Source organism: Serratia sp. CC22-02 (genome assembly GCF_900182895.1).
In the GTDB taxonomy this organism is placed as follows: Bacteria; Pseudomonadota; Gammaproteobacteria; order Enterobacterales; family Enterobacteriaceae; genus Serratia; species Serratia nevei.
On record NZ_FXUD01000002.1, the window covers coordinates 221,695 to 240,272 of the forward strand.

Here is an 18,578-nt window from a genome sequence, read left to right on the forward strand (position 1 = left end):
ACAAGAGTGAATTAATGAGAACGGTTTGCATTAAGCAACTGAAGCAAAAGAAAAAGGCCGCATGCGCGGCCTTTTCGATTATCGGGTGGAGCTCACATCACTGAGCGATCAGTGGTGCTCTACCGGATGGCTGTGTTCCAGGTCCTCGTTCTTCTTGCTGAAGCGGCGGCGAACCACCACGAAGAACACCGGTACGAAGAAGATCGCCAAGACGGTGGCGGTGATCATCCCGCCCATTACGCCGGTACCTACCGCGTTCTGTGCGCCGGAGCCTGCACCGCTGCTGATAACCAGCGGCAGAACCCCGAGGATGAAGGCCAGAGACGTCATCAGGATTGGACGCAGACGCATACGCACCGCTTCCAACGTCGCTTCGATCAGGCCTTTGCCTTCTTTCTCCATCAGGTCTTTGGCGAATTCCACGATCAGGATGGCGTTCTTCGCCGACAGGCCTATGGTGGTCAGCAGCCCCACCTGGAAGTACACGTCGTTGTTCATGCCGCGCATCGTCGCGGCCAGCAACGCACCGATAACCCCCAGCGGCAATACCAGCATGACCGAGAACGGCACGGACCAGCTTTCATACAGCGCCGCCAGACACAGGAACACCACCAGAATCGAGATGGCGTACAGCGCCGGCGCCTGGTTGCCCGACAGACGTTCCTGATAGGACATGCCGGTCCAGTCGTAACCGATGCCGCTTGGCAGTTTGGACGCCAGCTGTTCCATCAGGTTCATCGCTTCACCGGTACTCTTGCCCGGTGCGGCCTGGCCCAGAATTTCCATCGACGGCAAGCCGTTATAGCGTTCCAGACGCGGTGAGCCGTATTCCCATTTCGCCGAAGAGAAGGCGGAGAATGGCACCATCTGGCCGCTCGTACCGCGCACGTACCATTTGTTGATGTCTTCCGGCAGCATACGGAACGGCGCCTCGGCCTGTACGTACACTTTCTTCACACGACCGCGGTCGATGAAGTCGTTGACGTACGAACCACCCAGGGCGGTGCTCAGCGTGCTGTTGATGGTGGTGATGCTGACGCCCAGCGCCTTGGCTTTCTCCTGATCGACGATCAGTTTGAACTGCGGCGTATCTTCCAGGCCGTTCGGGCGCACGCCCACCAGCACGTCCGGATGTTGAGCAACCATGCCCAACAGCTGGTTACGCGCTTCGGTCAGTTTCTCGTGCCCCAGGCCGCCCTGGTCAATCAGCTCGAAGTCGAAGCCGGTTGCGGTACCGAGTTCGATAATCGCCGGCAGGTTGAACGGGAACACCAGGCCTTCTTTAATCTGCGAGAACGCGCCCATGGCACGGCCCGCGATCGCTTCGACCTTGTTCCCGGCCCCTGGACGCTCGCCCCAGTCTTTCAGGCTGACGAATGCCAGGCCGTTGTTCTGGCCGTTACCGTTGAAGCCGAAGCCCGCGACGGTAAACACCGAAACCACGTTGTCCTTTTCCTTGTTCAGGAAGTAGTCGGAGACTTCTTCCAGCACTTTGTTGGTGCGGGACTCGGTGGCGCCGGCAGGCAGCTGCACCATGGTCAACAGGATGCCCTGATCTTCGTCCGGCAGGAACGAGGAAGGCAGGCGCAGGAACAGCAGGCCCATGCCAACCACGATCAGCAGGTAGATGATCAGATAGCGGCCGGTGCTGCGCAGGATGTTGCCCACGCTGTCGGTATAGTGATGCGTGCTCTTCTCGAACATGCGGTTAAACCAGCCGAAGAAGCCTGTTTTAACTCCGTGATCGCCTTTCGGGATCGGTTTGAGCATGGTGGCGCACAGCGCCGGCGTCAGGATCAAGGCCACCAGCACCGACAGCGCCATCGCGGACACGATGGTGATCGAGAACTGGCGATAGATGGCGCCGGTTGAACCGCCGAAGAACGCCATCGGCACGAATACTGCCGACAGCACCATGGCGATACCCACCAGCGCGCCCTGGATCTGGCCCATCGATTTACGGGTCGCTTCTTTCGGCGGCAGCCCCTCTTCGGACATGACGCGCTCGACGTTTTCCACCACCACGATGGCGTCATCCACCAGCAGGCCGATCGCCAACACCATGCCGAACATCGTCAGGGTGTTTATCGAGAAGCCGAACGCCGCAAGGATCGCAAAGGTCCCCAGCAGTACCACCGGCACCGCGATGGTTGGGATCAGCGTCGCGCGGAAGTTCTGCAGGAACAGATACATCACCAGGAATACCAGGATGATGGCTTCGATCAGCGTTTTCACCACTTCGTTGATGGAGATTTTAACGAACGGGGTGGTGTCGTACGGATAAACCACTTTCATCCCTTGCGGGAAGAATGGCGCCATCTTGGCCAACTCGTCTTTCACACCTTTGGCGGTGTTCAGGGCGTTGGCACCGGTAGCCAGTTTGATACCCAGACCGGCGGCAGGCTTGCCGTTATAGCGAGCGGTAACCGCGTAGCTTTCCGCGCCGCGCTCGATGTGAGCGACGTCGCGCAGGCGCACCTGGGAACCGTCGGTATTCACCTTCAGCAGGATCTTGCCGAACTCTTCCGGTGAAGTCAGACGGGTCTGCGCGATGATCGAGGCGTTCAACTGCTGCCCCGGCACCGGCGGCAGGCCGCCCAGCTGGCCAGCGGCGATCTGGTTGTTCTGCTCGGTGATGGCGGAGGTTACGTCCGTGGTCGTCAGTTGGTAGTTGTTCAGCTTGTTCGGATCCAGCCAGATACGCATCGCGTACTGGGCACCGAACAGCTGCACTTCACCTACGCCGGACGAACGGCTGATCGGGTCCTTGATGTTGGACGCCACATAGTCCGCAATATCGTCCTGAGTCATGTTCGGATCGTCGGAAACGAAGCCGGCCACCATCAGGAAGCTGCTGCTGGATTTTTCTACTTTCAGGCCCTGTTGCTGAACTTCTTGCGGCAGCAACGGGGTGGCCAACGACAGTTTGTTCTGGACCTGAACCTGCGCGATGTCAGGATCGGTGCCGGAATCAAACGTCAGGGTAATGGTGACGCTACCAGAGGAATCACTGGTGGAGGACATGTACATCAGGTTATCGATACCGTTCATGTTCTGTTCGATAATCTGCGTGACGGTATCCTGCACCGTTTTGGCATCTGCGCCCGGGTAGTTGGCGGAAATGCTCACCGCCGGCGGTGCAATAGTGGGATACTGCGCGATAGGCAGTTTCATTATTGCAAGCACCCCCGCCAACATGACGATGATGGCGATTACCCAGGCGAAAATTGGGCGATCTATAAAGAACTTAGCCATGTATTACAGGCTCCTTTTTATGACTTCTGCGCTTCAGACTGCGGCTGTTTTTGCGCCTGAGTGTCAACTTCCTGCACTTTTACCTGCGCGCCCGGATGCACTTTCATCAGGCCGGAGACGATCACGCGATCGCCGGCTTTCAGGCCATCGGTAACCAGCCATTTGTCGCCAATCGCCTGGTCTGCCTTCAGCGTACGCAGCTCAACTTTGTCGTCTGCCCCGACCACCAACGCCGTCGCGTCGCCGCGCGGGTTGCGGGTAACGCCTTGCTGAGGCACCAGCAGCGCATCGCTGCGCACGCCTTCGTCCAGACGGGCGCGCACGAACATGCCCGGCAACAGCGTATCGTTCGGGTTAGGGAACAGGGCGCGAATGGTGATGGAGCCGGTGGTCTCATCGACGGTGACGTCAGAGAATTCCAGCGTGCCTTCCTGCGCGTATTCAGCGCCGTTTTCCAGCATCAGTTTCACCTTGGCCTTGCCGTTTTCCTGCTTCAGCGCGCCGCTGGCCAGTTCTTGCTTCAGGCGCAGGAAGTCGGTGCTCGACTGGGTGACGTCGACATACATCGGATCCAACTGTTGCACGGTAGACAGGGCGGTCGCCTGGCCGTTGCTGACCAGCGCGCCTTCGGTCACGGCGGATTTGCCGATGCGGCCGGAGATCGGGGAGGTCACCTTGGTGTACGCCAGGTTGATGCGCGCGGTTTCCACGGCGGCCTTGGCGGCCACCACGGCGGCATCCGCCTGCTGCAGCGTGGAGACGGCGTTGTCGTAGTCCTGCTTACTGATGTAGCTGGTACCCAGCAATGGCTTGTAGCGGTTTACCGTCACGCGCGCGATGGAAGCGCTGGCCTGTGCTTTGGCCAAATCGCCTTTTGCGCTGTCGTAGCTGGCCTGATAGGTGGCGGGATCGATTTGGTACAGGGACGTCCCGGCCTTGATATCGCTGCCTTCAACGAAATTGCGCTTCAGGATGATGCCGCTGACCTGAGGGCGAACTTCGGCGATACGATACGCAGCGGTACGGCCAGGAAGATCGGTAGTGATGTTGAGAGGCTCGGCCTTCAAGGTCACCACGCCCACTTCAGGAGCCTGCTGGTGGGCGCCTTGCTGTTGGGTTTCTTTATCGTTACATCCTGTTAGCACTAAGCTGCCTGAAAGCATCAGAACGGCCGCCAGAGGCGTTAACCCTCTGTTTTTGTTCATAGAAAAACCTCAAGTGTCCGATTTCAAAATGATCAATGGATCACAAGCTTTAAAACCCATTGCTGCGTTAATTATATGTGCGTGCTATGGTACATACATTCGCGAATGTATGTAAATCACACTCCCCCTAAATAACAATGCCATGGCACGAAAAACCAAACAGCAGGCGCAAGAAACCCGACAGCAAATCCTTGATGCTGCGGTGAGAGAGTTCTCTGAACGTGGCGTTGCTGCAACGTCACTGACAGATATTGCCACCGCTGCCGGGGTTACGCGTGGAGCCATCTACTGGCACTTCAAGAATAAGGTAGACCTGTTTAATGAAGTTTGGGAATCTACCGAGCCGAAAATTGACCAGCTCGAAACAGAGTATCAGGCAAAGTTTCCCGATAATCCACTGCGGGTTATCCGAGAAATTCTGATTTACATTCTGACGTCTACGGTTGAAGACGGCCGTAGACGGGCGTTGATGGAAATTATATTCCACAAATGCGAGTTTGTCGGTGAAATGATGCCGCTGCTGGATTCGCGCAAGGTGCTGTACCTCGCCGGCTACGAACGCATTGAAGCGGTGCTGTATAACTGCATTCACCACGAGCAATTGCCCGCCGATTTACATACCCGCCGTGCGGCGATCATCCTGCGCGGTTATATCACCGGCCTGATGGAAAACTGGCTGTTTATGCCGGAAAGTTTCGATCTGCGGGCCGAAGCCGAAGCGCTGGTGGATGCGTTTCTGGAGATGCTGCAGTTTTGCCCCACCTTGCGCCTCAAACCCGATGCGGCGACGCCTGACGCCGACCGCCTTCCTTTATAAGGAGAGATTTCATGTCATCCATCGTTCTCATCGCCAATGGCGCCGCCTATGGCCATGAATCCTTGTTCAATGCGCTGCGGTTGGCCATTGCCATGAAAGAGCAGCAGAGCAGCCTCGATCTGCGGCTGTTTCTGATGTCCGACGCGGTGGTGGCCGGGCTGGCCGGGCAGCAGCCGCACGAAGGGTATCACCTGCAGCAGATGCTGGAGATCCTCACCGCGCAGCAGGTGCCGGTCAAGCTGTGCAAGACCTGTGCCGACGCGCGCGGCGTCAGCCGCTTGCCGCTGGCGGACGGCGTGGCGATCGGCACGCTGGTCGAGCTGGCGCAGTGGACGCTGGCGGCGGAGAAAGTGCTGACTTTCTGATTTCGCGACAACGGGACATCACCGGCAACGCTTTTGTTGTTCGTTGCCCGCCGGCGATCGTGATAATCTTCAGGCTTCTTTACCGATCCGAAGCCAAATCATGCATCGCTGGTTGACTCTGCCTTCTCTGGCGCCGCTCACGTTTGTCGGCGCATGCCGGCGGCGCATCGCCGCCGCGACACTTCTTTTCCTGATTTTTGCGTGCTGCTTGCCGGCACAGGCGGCGCTGAACGGCGATCTGCCGCAGCGCAGCGAAGTGCAAAGCCAGCTGGAAACGCTGAACAAGCAAAAAGCCCTGACGCCGGTCGAAAAGCTCTCCCAACAGGATTTAACCCGTACGCTGGAGCTGCTGGACGCCATCGAGCGCAACCGGCAGGACGCCGCACAGCTTAAACAGCAGGTGCAGCAGGCGCCGGCGAAGCTCAATCAGGTCACCGCCGAACTGGATGCGCTGAAGCGGCCGACGGACAACGCGGCCGCGCGCGCCGCGCTGCTGCCGCTGTCGCTGCGCCAGCTGGAAAGCCGGCTGTATCAAACGCTCGACGAGCTGCAAAGCGCACAGGAGAGCCTCTCCACCTACAACAGCCAACTGGTGTCGCTGCAAACCCAGCCTGAACGGGTGCAGAGCACCATGTACGCCGCTTCGCAGCGCCTGCAGGAGATCCGCAGCCAGCTCAGCGGCCAGACGCCGGGGCAAGATTCGCTGCGCAACAGCCAGCAGGTGATGCTGAACACCGAACAGGCGCTGCTCAACGCGCAGCTGGAGCTGCAGCGCAAGAGCCTGGAAGCCAATACCACGCTACAAGATCTGCTGCAAAAACAGCGCGATTACACCACGGCGCATATCGACGCGCTGGATAGGTCGGTGCAGCTGCTGCAGGAGCTCGTCAACAGCAAGCGCCTGACGCTGTCTGAAAAAACCGCCAAAGAGGCGCAGAACCCGGAAGACGCCACCGATATCCAGCACGATCAGTTGGTCAGCAAGCAGCTGGACGTCAACCGCCAGCTGAGCCAGCAGCTGATCGCCGCCACCGAAGAGAGCAACACCCTGTTCCAGCAGAATATTCGGGTCAAAAACTGGCTCGATCGCGGTCTGCAGGCGGAACGTAACCTGAAAGAGCAGATTCAGGTTCTGAAGGGCAGCCTGGTGCTGTCGCGCATTCTGTATCAGCAGCAGCAGAGCCTGCCGCAGGGCACGCTGCTGGCGGATATAGACACGCGCATCGCCGATCTGCGGCTGGAGCAGTTCGATATCAATCAGCAACGCGACGATCTGTTCAAGGGGGAGGATTACATCAATCAGCTGGTGGCCGAAAGCAAGGAAAAGGCCGGCCCGGAAGTGATCGATGCGCTGAACGAAATTGTCGACATGCGCCGCGAGCTGTTGGATCAGCTGAACAAGCAGCTCAGCAACCAGCTGTCGTTATCGATCAACCTGCAGATCAACCAGCAGCAGCTGACCAGCGTCTACGGTTCGTTGCAGGATACGCTGACCCAGCAGATTTTCTGGGTCAACAGCAACAAGCCGGTCGATCTGGCGTGGCTGAAGGCGATGCCGGAGGCGGTGCGCGATCAGCTCGCCGGGCTCGATATCAAATTCGATGGCGGCAAGTTATTGCAGGGCGGTTTGAATGCGCTGGTGTTCCTGATCCCGATGCTGCTGGCGATCGGGCTATTGCGCTGGCGCTACCGGCTGATCGACGGCCATCTGCAAAAGCTGGCCAACGACGTGGGGCAGCTTAAACGCGATGGCCAGCTGCATACGCCGAAGGCCATCGCGCTGACCTTGCTGAAGGTGTTGCCCGGCGCCGCGCTGCTGCTCGGCGTCGGTTTCTGGATGTATCGCGCGGACTTCGGCATCAGCGACTTTATTTGGGCGCTGTCGCAGCAGCTGGCGCTGTCATGGCTGGTATTCGGTTTCAGCTACCGCATGCTGAAACCGGGCGGCATCGCCGAGCGGCATTTTAACTTCGGCGCCAACCTGTGCGCGCATTACCGCCGCCAGACGCTGCGGCTGGGGCTGGCGCTGCAGCCGCTGATCTTCTGGTCGGTCTTGGGCGAAAAAGCGCCGCTGCGCCTGGTGGAAGACGTCATCGGCCAGATCGTCGTGATGTTGACGCTGGCGCTGCTCACGGTGCTGGTGTTCCCGCTGTGCCGCGACAGCTGGCGTGAAAAGGGCTCGCACGCCGTGCGGCTGGTGGTGGTCACCGCGCTCGCCGCCACGCCGCTGATCCTGCTGGGGCTAATGTTCGCCGGCTACTTCTATACCACGCTGCGGCTGGCCAGCCGTTGGATAGACAGCCTGTATCTGTTCTTCCTGTGGAATATCGTGTACCTGACCGCGCTGCGCGGCCTGAGCGTGGCGGCGCGGCGTCTGGCCTACCGGCGCGCGTTGGCGCGGCGGCAAAACGTGGCGAAGGAGGGGGCCGAAGGCGGTGAAGCCGTGGTGGAAGAGCCGCCGCTGGCGCTCGATCAGATCAACCAGCAGTCGCTGCGTCTGACCACCCTGGTGCTGTTTGCTATCTTCGCCAGCGCCTTCTACGCCATTTGGTCGGATCTGGTGACGGTCATCGCTTACCTGGACAGCATCACGCTGTGGCATTACACCAGCACCGTGGCGGGCAGCAGCGTGTCGCAGGCGGTGACGCTGGGCAACATGATGGTGGCGATCGCCGCGGTGATCGTCGCCTACGTGCTCACCCGCAACCTGCCCGGTTTGCTGGAGGTGGTGGTGCTGTCGCGGCTGCAGCTGCGGCAGGGGGCATCCTATGCCATCACCACCGTGCTCACTTACCTGATCACCGCCGTGGGCGCCGTGGTTGCGCTGGGATCGCTGGGCGTCTCCTGGGACAAACTGCAATGGCTGGCCGCCGGTCTGACGGTCGGGCTGGGCTTCGGCCTGCAGGAAATCTTCGCCAACTTCGTCTCCGGCCTGATCATTCTGTTCGAACGCCCGATCCGCATCGGCGATACCATCACCATCGGCACCTTCTCCGGTTCGGTCAGCAAGATCCGCATTCGCGCCACCACCATTACCGACTTCGATCGCAAAGAGGTGATCATTCCGAACAAGGCGTTCGTCACCGAGCGGTTGATCAACTGGTCACTGTCCGACACCATCACCCGCGTGCTGATCAAGGTGGGCGTGGCTTACGGTTCCGATCTCGACAAGGTGAAAAAGGTGCTGCTGCAGGCGGCGCACGACAACCCGCGGGTGATGACCGATCCCGAACCGCAGGTGTTCTTCCTCAACTTCGGCGCCAGCACGCTGGATCACGAACTGCGGCTCTATGTGCGCGAACTGCGCGATCGCAGCTACACGGTGGATGAACTGAATCGCTCAATCGACCGCTTGTGCCGGGAAAACGACATCGACATCGCTTTCAACCAGCTGGAGGTGTATCTGCATAACCAGCAGGGCAACGAAGTGCAGGAAGTGAAAAGAACGCTGTCACCGGACGACGGCGGCCAGACGGCGGCGGATAAGCAATGAGAGGCGAAAGGGACAGCGGCGCTGTCCCCGGTTACTGTCCGGCGGGCAGATAGGGCGAGGTGACGCCGGCGCGCTGCAGCTTTTCCTGATAATCCCGTTTGACGATATCCAGCGCCGCCAGCGCGGTAGCCGGATCGATCTCGTTGCATTCCAGCAGGTAAATCAAGTCTACCGCCAGCTGCAGTTCGGGTGAGGCGTTTTCCAGAGACATAGCACCTGCGCTTATTAATTAATGGGATGAAAAACTCGTGTCTCGGCTGAGTATAGTGAACCCGGCGCGCAACCGGGAATAATCATTAAAATATTGTGATAAATCTTCAAAAACCGTTTTCTTTGCGCTCGATATTGCGTTCGATGCGCGCCAGCGCCTGGCGGCAGCGCATCAGTCTCCCCTCCAGCGCCGCCAGCTCGTGCTGCAGCTTTTGCTGCGCCGCCAGCGTGGTCTGGCGCCCCAGCAGGCTTTCCCGATCCTGAATCATGCCGATCAGCCGACGTTCGTAGTCCTGATGCTCGGCCAGCTTGTGGTACAGATCGGCCTCGGGGGCTTCTTTCGGCTGGTTCTTGCGCCGCAGCGCCTGGGTTGCCAGCTCGCGCTGCAGGGCAGCGATCTGAGCCACCAGTTTTTCGGCCAGAAAGGCCACCTGGCTGGTGCGGCTGTCGTTGGCGGCGCTTTGCAGCTGGGCGAAATTCTTCTCCACCTCGGCCAGGTAGTCGCGCAGCCGCGTGCCGCGATTGGCGAACAGGGCGGCGTCGAAGCGCGCCTGCGGGATTGGAACATCGCCGCGCGGGGTCACTTCGGCCGCCAGCGCCGCGATCTGCTGTGCCAACACCTGTAATAGACGCTGAGTGCTCACATAAGCTCCCTCTTGATTTCAACAGCGTAAGCTTGCCCGCGATCCTGCCATGAAACAAGCGCCGCACGCATATTCCGCCGGCGCGGCGCCGATGCTACAGTAGGCGGCAACCGATTGAGGAGCGAAGAGCCGCATGACGCGTGGGTTATTGATCATTTTAGGCTGGCTGGCGGTGGTGCTGGCGACGTTGGGCGTGGTGCTGCCGCTGCTGCCGACCACGCCGTTCCTGCTGTTGGCCGCCTGGTGCTTCGCCCGCTCTTCGCCGCGCTTTCATCACTGGCTGCTGCACCGCTCCTGGTTCGGTCCCTACCTGCGCCACTGGCAGCAGCATCGCGCGCTGCCGCCGGGGGCGAAGTGGAAGGCGGTGCTGGTGATCGTGCTCACCTTCGCCTGTTCGCTGTGGCTGGTGAAAATCTGGTGGGTGCGCGGGCTGTTGCTGCTGATGCTGGTTATTCTGCTGACCTTTATGCTGCGCCTGCCGGTTATTGACCTGTCGCAACAAAAACAGCGCTGATTGTGCCTTAAACTCCCCAATAGCTTTCAAGCCGCAGCCAGGCGACAAACGCAGGCATCCCCGGGAGCTGACTTAGGTAAGTGACCGGGGGGAATGCGCGCAGTCAACAACGCTGCGGGTTGAAAGATGCAGGGGAGAGTTGCATTTGTCCGCCAGTTTGCATAGATTTGGGCGTTTTCGTGCGCGGATCGCCTGCCATTTCTTCTCCGGTGTGTTTCACCCGGGGGCGGTGGGTGAGCGGCGCGCCGGTTTTCAGGCAGTTTTATCAGGCAACAATTATGACCGCTACTGCGCAGCAGCTTCAGTTTATTAAAGACAGTATCAAAACCATCCCGGATTATCCGAAGCCGGGCATCCTGTTCCGCGACGTGACCAGCCTGCTGGAAAACCCGTTGGCCTACGCCGCCAGCATTGAGCTGCTGGTTGAGCGCTATCGCGAAGCGGGCGTGACCAAGGTGGTGGGTACCGAAGCGCGTGGTTTCCTGTTCGGCGCGCCCGTCGCGCTGGCATTGGGCGTCGGTTTCGTGCCGGTACGTAAACCGGGCAAACTGCCGCGCGCCACGCTCAGCGAAAGCTATGAGCTGGAGTACGGCACCGACAAGCTGGAGATCCACACCGACGCCATCACCGCGGGTGACAAAGTGCTGGTGGTGGACGATCTGCTGGCGACCGGCGGCACCATCGAAGCGACCACCAAACTGATCCGCCGCCTGGGCGGTGAAGTGAAAGACGCCGCGTTCATCATCAACCTGCCGGATCTGGGCGGGGAAGCGCGTCTGAACAAGCTGGGCATCGACTGCTACTGCCTGGTGGACTTCGCCGGCCATTGAGGCGGCATCGCCCCTTGGGCACAACGGCCTCGCGGATCGCCGCGGGGCTGTGTTAGCATGACCCTCCAGATTCCTCGACTTCTCCGGTATTAATGAGCTATCAGGTTCTCGCCCGTAAGTGGCGCCCTCAAACGTTCGCAGACGTGGTCGGCCAGGAACATGTCCTGACCGCGCTGGCCAACGGCCTCTCGCTGGGGCGGATCCATCACGCCTATCTGTTCTCGGGCACCCGCGGCGTGGGGAAAACCACCATCGCGCGCCTGCTGGCCAAAGGCCTGAACTGTGAAACCGGCATCACCGCCACGCCGTGCGGCCAATGCGACAACTGCCGCGAGATCGAGCAGGGGCGCTTCGTCGATCTGATCGAGATCGACGCCGCTTCCCGAACCAAGGTGGAAGATACCCGCGATCTGCTGGACAACGTCCAGTACGCGCCGGCGCGCGGCCGCTTCAAGGTCTACCTGATCGACGAAGTGCACATGCTCTCGCGCCACAGCTTCAACGCGTTGCTGAAGACGCTGGAAGAGCCGCCGCCGCACGTCAAATTCCTGTTGGCCACCACCGATCCGCAAAAGCTGCCGGTGACCATTCTCTCGCGCTGCCTGCAGTTCCACCTCAAGGCGCTGGACGTCGATCAGATCCGCCAGCAGCTGGAAACGGTGCTGACGGCGGAGCAGATCACCAGCGACGCCCGTGCGCTGCAGCTGCTGGCGCGCGCCGCCGACGGCAGCATGCGCGATGCGCTGAGCCTGACCGATCAGGCCATCGCCATGGGGCAGGGGCAGGTGACCGCCGCCACCGTCAGCCAGATGCTCGGCACGCTCGATGACGAGCAGCCGCTGGCGATCCTCGAAGCGCTGGTCAGCGCCGACGGCGAAAAGGTGATGGCGCAGGTCGCGCAGGCCGCTTCGCGCGGCGTGGACTGGGAAAACCTGCTGGTGGAGACGCTGGCGCTGCTGCACCGCATTGCGATGGTGCAGCTGCTGCCTTCGATGCTCGACAACCACTACGCGGCCGTGGAACAACGGCTGCGCGAGCTGGCGCGCACTTTGCCGCCGGCCGATGTGCAACTTTACTACCAGACGCTGCTGGTGGGCCGCAAAGAGCTGGCCTATGCGCCGGATCGCCGCATGGGGGTTGAGATGACCCTGCTGCGCGCGCTGGCGTTTCACCCGAAAGCGGTGATCCCGGAGCCGGTGGCGTTGGTGCAGACCGCGCCGGCGCCGATGGCGCAGCCGCAGGCCGCCGCAGCGCAACAGCCACCGCAGTTTCAGGACGCGCCGCCGCCGCTAGGGCAGCCGGCCGCGCCACCGCGACAATCATCGACCCCATTACCGGATGCCACCGCCCAGCTGTTGAAAGCGCGGTCCCAGCTGCAGCGGCAGCAGGGAGCATCCACACCAAAAAAGAATGAGCCGGCGGCGCCAGGAATAGCGCGGCCGGCAAATTCGGCGCTGGGGCGTTTGGCTTCCGTGACCGAGCGTAGCCAGCAGCGTCTGGCAGAGAAGAAGGTGCCGGAAAAACCGGCCAAGCCGGAAGCCTATCGCTGGCGCGCGCAGACCGAGCCGGAAGCGGCGCCGGAACCGCTGGCGACGCCGAAAGCGCTGCGCACGGCGTTGGAGCACGAGAAAACGCCGGAGCTGGCCGCCAAGCTGGTGGTGGAGTCGCTGGAGCGCGACGCCTGGGCGGCGGAAATCGACAGGCTGAAGATCCCGAAACTGGTGCAGCAGCTGGCGTTGAACGCCTTCAAGCAGCAGCCGGAAGCGGGCAAGATTTGCCTCCATCTGCGGTCTTCGCAGCGTCATCTGAATTCGCCTTCGGCGCAGAAGACGTTGGCCGAAGCGCTCGGTGAGCTGTACGGCAGCCCGATCGAGCTGACCGTGATAGAGGACGATAATCCGGCGGAGCGCACCCCGCTGGAGTGGCGACAAGCCATCTATGAAGAAAAGCTGGCGCAGGCGCGCCAGTCCATCGTTGCGGATACCCATATTCAGACGCTGTGCCGGTTCTTCGACGCGGATCTGGATGAAGAGAGTATCCGCCCCCTTTAAACGCCGCGCGAGGTGCGCGGCCCTAGCGACGAGAGACGACTATGTTTGGTAAAGGCGGTCTGGGCAACCTGATGAAGCAAGCCCAGCAAATGCAAGAAAAAATGCAGCAGATGCAGGAAGAAGTCGCCAAATTGGAAGTGACCGGCGAATCTGGCGCGGGCCTGGTGAAAGTCACCATCAACGGCGCGCACAACTGCCGCCGCGTGGAGATCGATCCTAGCCTGATGGAAGACGACAAAGACATGCTGGAAGATCTGATCGCCGCCGCGTTTAACGACGCCGCGCGCCGCATCGAAGAAACCCAGAAAGAGAAAATGGCTTCCGTCTCCAGCGGCATGCAGTTGCCGCCTGGCTTCAAGATGCCGTTCTGATGCAAACCAGCCCGCTCCTTGAATCCCTGATGGAGGCGCTGCGCTGCCTGCCGGGCGTCGGCCCGAAATCGGCGCAGCGCATGGCGTTTCAGCTGCTGCAGCGCGATCGCAGCGGCGGCATGCGCCTGGCGCAGGCGTTGACGCGCGCGATGTCGGAGATCGGCCACTGCGCCGATTGCCGCACCTTCACCGAGCAGGACGTTTGCACCATCTGCGCCAATCCGCGCCGTCAGCAAAACGGCCAGATTTGCGTGGTGGAAAGCCCGGCGGATATCCACGCCATCGAGCAGACCGGCCAGTTCGCCGGGCGCTACTTTGTGCTGATGGGCCATCTGTCGCCGCTGGACGGCATCGGGCCGGGCGATATCGGTCTGGATCGCCTGGAGCAACGGCTGGAAAAGGAAAGCATCACCGAAGTGATCCTCGCCACCAACCCGACGGTGGAAGGGGAAGCGACCGCCAACTACATCGCCGAAATGTGCGGCCAGTATGGCGTGCTCGCCAGCCGTATCGCCCACGGCGTGCCGGTGGGCGGCGAGCTGGAAATGGTCGACGGCACCACGCTGTCGCATTCGCTGGCCGGGCGTCACGCCATCAAGTTCTGATGTTTTCCCGGACGGGGCCATTCGGCCCCGTCTTTTTTTTTGCCAAAAATCTCCCGCCGTCCGCTTGAAAAACAAGACCCTGACCCTCATCTGATCCTCATTGTTCGATTTTGGTAGCCATTGTCTTTTGAGGTAATCAATGAGTATGAAAGGTCAAGAAACCCGCGGGTTCCAGTCTGAAGTAAAACAGCTGCTTCATTTGATGATCCATTCGCTGTACTCCAACAAAGAAATTTTCCTGCGCGAGCTGATTTCCAACGCCTCTGATGCCGCCGACAAGCTGCGCTTCCGCGCCCTGTCCGCGCCAGAGCTGTACGCCGGCGACGGCGAGCTGCGCGTACGCTTGTCCTTCGATAAAGAGCAGCGCACCCTGACCATCGCCGACAACGGCATCGGCATGCGCCGCGAAGAAGTGATCGAAAACCTCGGCACCATCGCCAAGTCCGGCACCAAAGCGTTCCTGGAATCCATTGGTTCCGACCAGGCGAAAGACAGCCAGCTGATCGGTCAGTTCGGCGTCGGTTTCTACTCGGCGTTCATCGTGGCGGACAAAGTGACCGTGCGCACCCGCGCCGCCGGCGCCGCCGATGACGAAGGCGTGTTCTGGGAGTCCGCCGGCGAAGGCGACTACACCATCGCCGATATCACCAAAGAGACCCGCGGCACCGAAATCACCCTGCATCTGCGCGAAGGCGAAGATGAGTACCTCGACGCCTGGCGCCTGCGCTCGGTGATCGGCAAATATTCCGATCACATCGCCTTGCCGGTAGAGATCGAAAGCAAAAACGAAGAAGACGATACCGTCACCTGGGAGAAGATCAACAAGGCGCAGGCCCTGTGGACCCGCAGCAAGGCGGACGTGACCGACGAAGAGTACAAAGAGTTCTACAAGCACATCGCCCACGATTTCACCGATCCGCTGAGCTGGAGCCACAACCGAGTGGAAGGCAAGCAGGAGTACACCAGCCTGCTGTATATCCCGGCGCAGGCGCCGTGGGACATGTGGAACCGCGATCACAAGCACGGCCTGAAGCTGTACGTGCAGCGCGTGTTCATCATGGACGACGCCGAGCAGTTCATGCCGAACTACCTGCGCTTCGTGCGCGGCCTGATCGACTCCAACGATCTGCCGCTGAACGTGTCGCGCGAGATCTTGCAAGACAGCCGCGTGACGCAAAACCTGCGCGGCGCGCTGACCAAGCGCGTGCTGCAGATGCTGGATAAGCTGGCCAAAGACGACGCCGAAGGCTACCAGAAATTCTGGCAGCAGTTCGGTCTGGTGCTGAAAGAGGGCCCGGCGGAAGACAACGGCAACCAGGAAGCGATCGCCAAGCTGCTGCGCTTTGCCTCCACCCAAGGCGACAGCTCGGCGCAGACCGTGTCGCTGGAAGAGTACGTCGGCCGCATGGCGGAAGGGCAGGAGAAGATTTACTACATCACCGCCGACAGCTACGCCGCCGCCAAGAGCAGCCCGCACCTGGAGCTGTTCCGCAAGAAAGGCATCGAGGTGCTGTTGCTGTCCGATCGCATCGACGAGTGGATGATGAGTTACCTGACCGAGTTCGACGGCAAGCCGTTCCAGTCGGTCAGCAAAGCGGATGAAACGCTGGATAAACTGGCGGATGAAACCGAAGAGCAGAAGGCCGCCGAGAAGCAGCTGGAACCCTTCATCGAGCGCGTGAAAACCCTGCTGGGCGAGCGCGTGAAGGATGTGCGCCTGACGCACCGTCTGACCGATACGCCGGCGATCGTGGTAACCGACGCCGACGAAATGAGCACCCAGATGGCCAAGCTGTTCGCCGCCGCCGGCCAGCAGGCGCCGGAGGTGAAGTACATTTTCGAACTTAACCCGGAGCATGCGTTGGTCAAACGAGCATCCGATGTGGGCGATAACGAACATTTCGCCGAATGGATCGACCTGTTATTGGATCAGGCGCTGCTGGCTGAACGCGGCACGCTGGAGGATCCGAACCTGTTCATCCGTCGCATGAATAAGTTACTGTCCGCCTAAAGCTGAAGATATGCGCCCTTAACGGCACCGTTAGGGGCGCATTGCCGATTTTTCCCCGCTTTTTCTCGCCTTTTGCTTGCCCGCTTTTTTGCACATTCCGCAATCGATTTCCTTCGCGCGCCTTGAGCCTGCCCCCCCTGAAATGGTATCGTTGAGCGTTTTCGCAATTTTATAAAAACTACATAGCAAGGGGATTTACGCAATGCGTATCATTCTGCTGGGCGCTCCGGGCGCTGGTAAAGGTACTCAGGCTCAATTCATCATGGAGAAATACGGCATTCCGCAAATCTCCACCGGAGATATGTTGCGCGCAGCCGTGAAGGCCGGCAGTGAACTGGGCAAGCAGGCGAAAGAGATCATGGACGCCGGCAAGCTGGTGACCGATGAGCTGGTGATCGCGCTGGTCAAAGAGCGCATCGCTCAGGAAGATTGCCGCAAGGGCTTCCTGCTGGACGGTTTCCCACGCACCATTCCGCAGGCTGACGCGATGAAAGAAGCCGGCATCAACGTGGACTTCGTGCTGGAGTTCGACGTGCCGGACGAGCTGATCGTTGACCGCATCGTTGGCCGCCGCGTGCACGCGCCGTCCGGCCGCGTATACCACGTGAAGTTCAATCCGCCGCAGGTGGAAGGCAAAGACGACGTGACCGGCGAAGAGCTGACCACGCGCAAGGACGATCAGGAAGAGACCGTGCGCAAGCGCCTGGTGGAATACCATCAGATGACCGCGCCGCTGATCTCTTACTACAGCAAAGAAGCGGCAGCGGGTAACACCCAATACCGCAAAATCGACGGCACCCGCAAGGTCGCCGAAGTGAGCGCAGAGCTGGCGACCATCCTCGGTTGATCGCAAGCGGATTGTGCATGACGCCGGGCCTGTGGCCCGGCGTTTTTTTTTGCCGTTTTCCCGCTAAATTGTGATCGCGGCGGCTTGTTGCGGCCGTGCCCATTAATCGCCCGCGCCAAATGGCGTATAACAAGCCTGCGTTTTCACCCTCAGCAGGGAGCCGGGCATGCTCAGACAAACCAATCTTCTGGCGGAAGCCACCGCGCGCCAGATCGTCCAGCGGGCGATGGGCATCATCAGCCATTCCGTCAACGTGATGGACAGCAACGGTGTGATCATCGCCTCCGGCAACCCGCAGCGCCTGTTCCAGCGCCATGAAGGCGCGGTGCTGGCGCTGGCCGAGAATCGGGTGGTGGAAATCGACCGCGCCACCGCCGAGCATCTGAAGGGTGTGCGGCCCGGCATCAACCTGCCGTTCAGCTTTCGCAACCAGCGGGTGGGGGTGATCGGCATCTCCGGCGAACCGGCCGAGGTGCGCGCCTACGCCGAGCTGGTGAAGATGGCGGCGGAGTTGATGGTGGAGCAGGCGGCGCTGCTGGATCAGCACCAGTGGGAAAAACGCTACCGGGAGGAGCTGGCGAACCAGCTGCTGCAGCCGCAGCCGAACACCGCGTCGCTGCAAGCGATGGCGGCGTATCTGGGATTGGATCTGCGCCAGGCGCGCATCGTGTGGATCGTCGAGCTGCAAGAGGCGCAGCCGCACCTGCTGCGCGAGCTGCTGGCGGAGCTGGAGGCCACCCAGCGCGATGCGTTGATCGCCATTACCGGCTTCAATGAAATGACCCTGCTGCGCCCGGCCTGCATGGCGCAGGGTGAATGGAGCCTGAAGCTGGAACGCCAGCAGGCGCAGCGTTTGCAAAACCAACTCAAACACCGCTTTCGGGTGCGCTTGATCGTCGGCGGTTTTTATGACGATCCGCAGAGCGCCTACCGTTCCAGCCTGACGGCGCGCGCCACCCAGGCGATGGCGCAGCGCCTGAAACTGCGTCACGCCACGCTGTTCTACCACGACTACCCGCTGCCGTCGCTGTTGTGCGATCTGGGGGAGGACTGGCGCGCGCAGGAGCTGGGGCGCCCCTGGCGGACGCTGGGCGAACAGGACGAAAAAGGCGTGCTGCGCGGCACGCTGCGCCACTATTTTTCGCAGAATTGTGATCAGACGCAGACCGCCGCGCAGCTGCATATCCACGTCAATACCCTGCGCTATCGCCTGCAGCGCATCGAAGCGATAACCGGCATGAAAATCAATCAATTAACCGACGCTCTGCGGTTGTATATCGGCATGCTGATGCACGACTGAGTTGTGCCAACCCACAAATTCCACGCTGTTCACCCGGCGATTTTTTGTTGTTTCCCCTCA

General features: G+C 60.6%; 15 protein-coding genes and 1 other annotated feature. Of the genes, 11 read left to right on the forward strand and 4 right to left on the reverse strand.

The window, feature by feature from the left end; genetic code table 11:
• Positions 1–108: 108 nt before the first annotated feature.
• Positions 109–3,255: a multidrug efflux RND transporter permease subunit SdeY gene (gene sdeY, locus QOL81_RS07875; protein ID WP_060423439.1), complete on the reverse strand. Its 3,147-nt coding sequence runs from the start codon at positions 3,253–3,255 to the stop codon at positions 109–111.
• A 17-nt stretch (positions 3,256–3,272) separates the two neighbouring features.
• Entirely contained in the window at positions 3,273–4,460 is a 1,188-nt protein-coding gene (gene sdeX, locus QOL81_RS07880) for a multidrug efflux RND transporter periplasmic adaptor subunit SdeX (protein WP_049199912.1), read from the reverse strand.
• 142 nt (positions 4,461–4,602) lie between these two features.
• On the opposite strand from sdeX, the gene acrR reads away from it, so the two are divergent.
• From acrR to mscK, 3 genes are all read left to right on the forward strand, one after another.
• Positions 4,603–5,277, forward strand: a complete 675-nt coding sequence (gene acrR / locus QOL81_RS07885) for a multidrug efflux transporter transcriptional repressor AcrR (protein WP_049235198.1) — start codon at positions 4,603–4,605, stop codon at positions 5,275–5,277.
• 11 nt (positions 5,278–5,288) lie between these two features.
• Positions 5,289–5,642, forward strand: a complete 354-nt coding sequence (locus QOL81_RS07890; RefSeq protein ID WP_033647269.1) for a DsrE/DsrF/TusD sulfur relay family protein — start codon at positions 5,289–5,291, stop codon at positions 5,640–5,642.
• A gap of 100 nt (positions 5,643–5,742) precedes the next feature.
• A complete protein-coding gene (gene mscK / locus QOL81_RS07895) occupies positions 5,743–9,135 on the forward strand; it encodes a mechanosensitive channel MscK (RefSeq protein ID WP_283439765.1) in 3,393 nt (1,130 codons plus the stop codon).
• 31 nt (positions 9,136–9,166) lie between these two features.
• On the opposite strand, the gene rsmS is transcribed toward mscK, so the two are convergent.
• Entirely contained in the window at positions 9,167–9,346 is a 180-nt protein-coding gene (rsmS, locus tag QOL81_RS07900) for a pleiotropic regulatory protein RsmS (RefSeq protein ID WP_016928837.1), read from the reverse strand.
• A gap of 106 nt (positions 9,347–9,452) precedes the next feature.
• Positions 9,453–9,989, reverse strand: a complete 537-nt coding sequence (priC, locus tag QOL81_RS07905; RefSeq protein WP_038875000.1) for a primosomal replication protein PriC — start codon at positions 9,987–9,989, stop codon at positions 9,453–9,455.
• Between the two features lie 133 nt (positions 9,990–10,122).
• On the opposite strand from priC, the gene QOL81_RS07910 reads away from it, so the two are divergent.
• The 8 genes from QOL81_RS07910 to QOL81_RS07945 all read left to right on the forward strand — a co-directional run bounded on the left by QOL81_RS07910 (position 10,123) and on the right by QOL81_RS07945 (position 18,518).
• Positions 10,123–10,503 carry a DUF454 family protein gene (locus tag QOL81_RS07910; RefSeq protein ID WP_159317715.1) on the forward strand — a complete coding sequence of 127 codons (381 nt, stop codon included), beginning with the start codon at positions 10,123–10,125 and terminating at the stop codon, positions 10,501–10,503.
• A 278-nt stretch (positions 10,504–10,781) separates the two neighbouring features.
• Positions 10,782–11,333 (forward strand): adenine phosphoribosyltransferase, encoded by a 552-nt coding sequence (gene apt / locus QOL81_RS07915; protein ID WP_019454166.1) that lies wholly within the window; start codon positions 10,782–10,784, stop codon positions 11,331–11,333.
• A 92-nt stretch (positions 11,334–11,425) separates the two neighbouring features.
• Entirely contained in the window at positions 11,426–13,384 is a 1,959-nt protein-coding gene (gene dnaX / locus QOL81_RS07920; protein ID WP_060423453.1) for a DNA polymerase III subunit gamma/tau, read from the forward strand.
• Positions 12,717–12,781 (forward strand) — a sequence feature (DnaX frameshifting element). (Overlaps the previous gene by 65 nt.)
• A gap of 41 nt (positions 13,385–13,425) precedes the next feature.
• Positions 13,426–13,755 carry a YbaB/EbfC family nucleoid-associated protein gene (locus QOL81_RS07925; RefSeq protein WP_025301790.1) on the forward strand — a complete coding sequence of 110 codons (330 nt, stop codon included), beginning with the start codon at positions 13,426–13,428 and terminating at the stop codon, positions 13,753–13,755.
• Positions 13,755–14,360 carry a recombination mediator RecR gene (gene recR, locus QOL81_RS07930; protein ID WP_004940263.1) on the forward strand — a complete coding sequence of 202 codons (606 nt, stop codon included), beginning with the start codon at positions 13,755–13,757 and terminating at the stop codon, positions 14,358–14,360. Before QOL81_RS07925 ends, recR begins: the two co-directional genes overlap by 1 nt.
• A gap of 145 nt (positions 14,361–14,505) precedes the next feature.
• The gene (gene htpG, locus QOL81_RS07935) at positions 14,506–16,371 is read left to right on the forward strand and encodes a molecular chaperone HtpG (protein ID WP_197827264.1); all 1,866 of its coding nucleotides are present in this window, start codon (positions 14,506–14,508) and stop codon (positions 16,369–16,371) included.
• A 202-nt stretch (positions 16,372–16,573) separates the two neighbouring features.
• A complete protein-coding gene (adk, locus tag QOL81_RS07940; RefSeq protein ID WP_004940261.1) occupies positions 16,574–17,218 on the forward strand; it encodes an adenylate kinase in 645 nt (214 codons plus the stop codon).
• 166 nt (positions 17,219–17,384) lie between these two features.
• Complete coding sequence (locus tag QOL81_RS07945) at positions 17,385–18,518, forward strand: sugar diacid recognition domain-containing protein (RefSeq protein WP_060423460.1); 1,134 nt, start codon at positions 17,385–17,387, stop codon at positions 18,516–18,518.
• The last annotated feature ends 60 nt before the right edge of the window (positions 18,519–18,578 follow it).

What these genes read in the sequence shown, in the direction of transcription:
- QOL81_RS07910 (WP_159317715.1), top strand. Translation starts at nt 10,123, where the DNA reads ATGACGCGTGGGTTATTGATCATTTTAGGCTGGCTGGCGGTGGTGCTG.
- rsmS (WP_016928837.1), bottom strand. Translation starts at nt 9,346, where the DNA reads ATGTCTCTGGAAAACGCCTCACCCGAACTGCAGCTGGCGGTAGACTTG.
- dnaX (WP_060423453.1), top strand. Translation starts at nt 11,426, where the DNA reads ATGAGCTATCAGGTTCTCGCCCGTAAGTGGCGCCCTCAAACGTTCGCA.
- adk (WP_004940261.1), top strand. Translation starts at nt 16,574, where the DNA reads ATGCGTATCATTCTGCTGGGCGCTCCGGGCGCTGGTAAAGGTACTCAG.
- htpG (WP_197827264.1), top strand. Translation starts at nt 14,506, where the DNA reads ATGAAAGGTCAAGAAACCCGCGGGTTCCAGTCTGAAGTAAAACAGCTG.
- mscK (WP_283439765.1), top strand. Translation starts at nt 5,743, where the DNA reads ATGCATCGCTGGTTGACTCTGCCTTCTCTGGCGCCGCTCACGTTTGTC.
- QOL81_RS07890 (WP_033647269.1), top strand. Translation starts at nt 5,289, where the DNA reads ATGTCATCCATCGTTCTCATCGCCAATGGCGCCGCCTATGGCCATGAA.
- sdeX (WP_049199912.1), bottom strand. Translation starts at nt 4,460, where the DNA reads ATGAACAAAAACAGAGGGTTAACGCCTCTGGCGGCCGTTCTGATGCTT.
- sdeY (WP_060423439.1), bottom strand. Translation starts at nt 3,255, where the DNA reads ATGGCTAAGTTCTTTATAGATCGCCCAATTTTCGCCTGGGTAATCGCC.
- QOL81_RS07945 (WP_060423460.1), top strand. Translation starts at nt 17,385, where the DNA reads ATGCTCAGACAAACCAATCTTCTGGCGGAAGCCACCGCGCGCCAGATC.
- QOL81_RS07925 (WP_025301790.1), top strand. Translation starts at nt 13,426, where the DNA reads ATGTTTGGTAAAGGCGGTCTGGGCAACCTGATGAAGCAAGCCCAGCAA.
- acrR (WP_049235198.1), top strand. Translation starts at nt 4,603, where the DNA reads ATGGCACGAAAAACCAAACAGCAGGCGCAAGAAACCCGACAGCAAATC.
- apt (WP_019454166.1), top strand. Translation starts at nt 10,782, where the DNA reads ATGACCGCTACTGCGCAGCAGCTTCAGTTTATTAAAGACAGTATCAAA.
- recR (WP_004940263.1), top strand. Translation starts at nt 13,755, where the DNA reads ATGCAAACCAGCCCGCTCCTTGAATCCCTGATGGAGGCGCTGCGCTGC.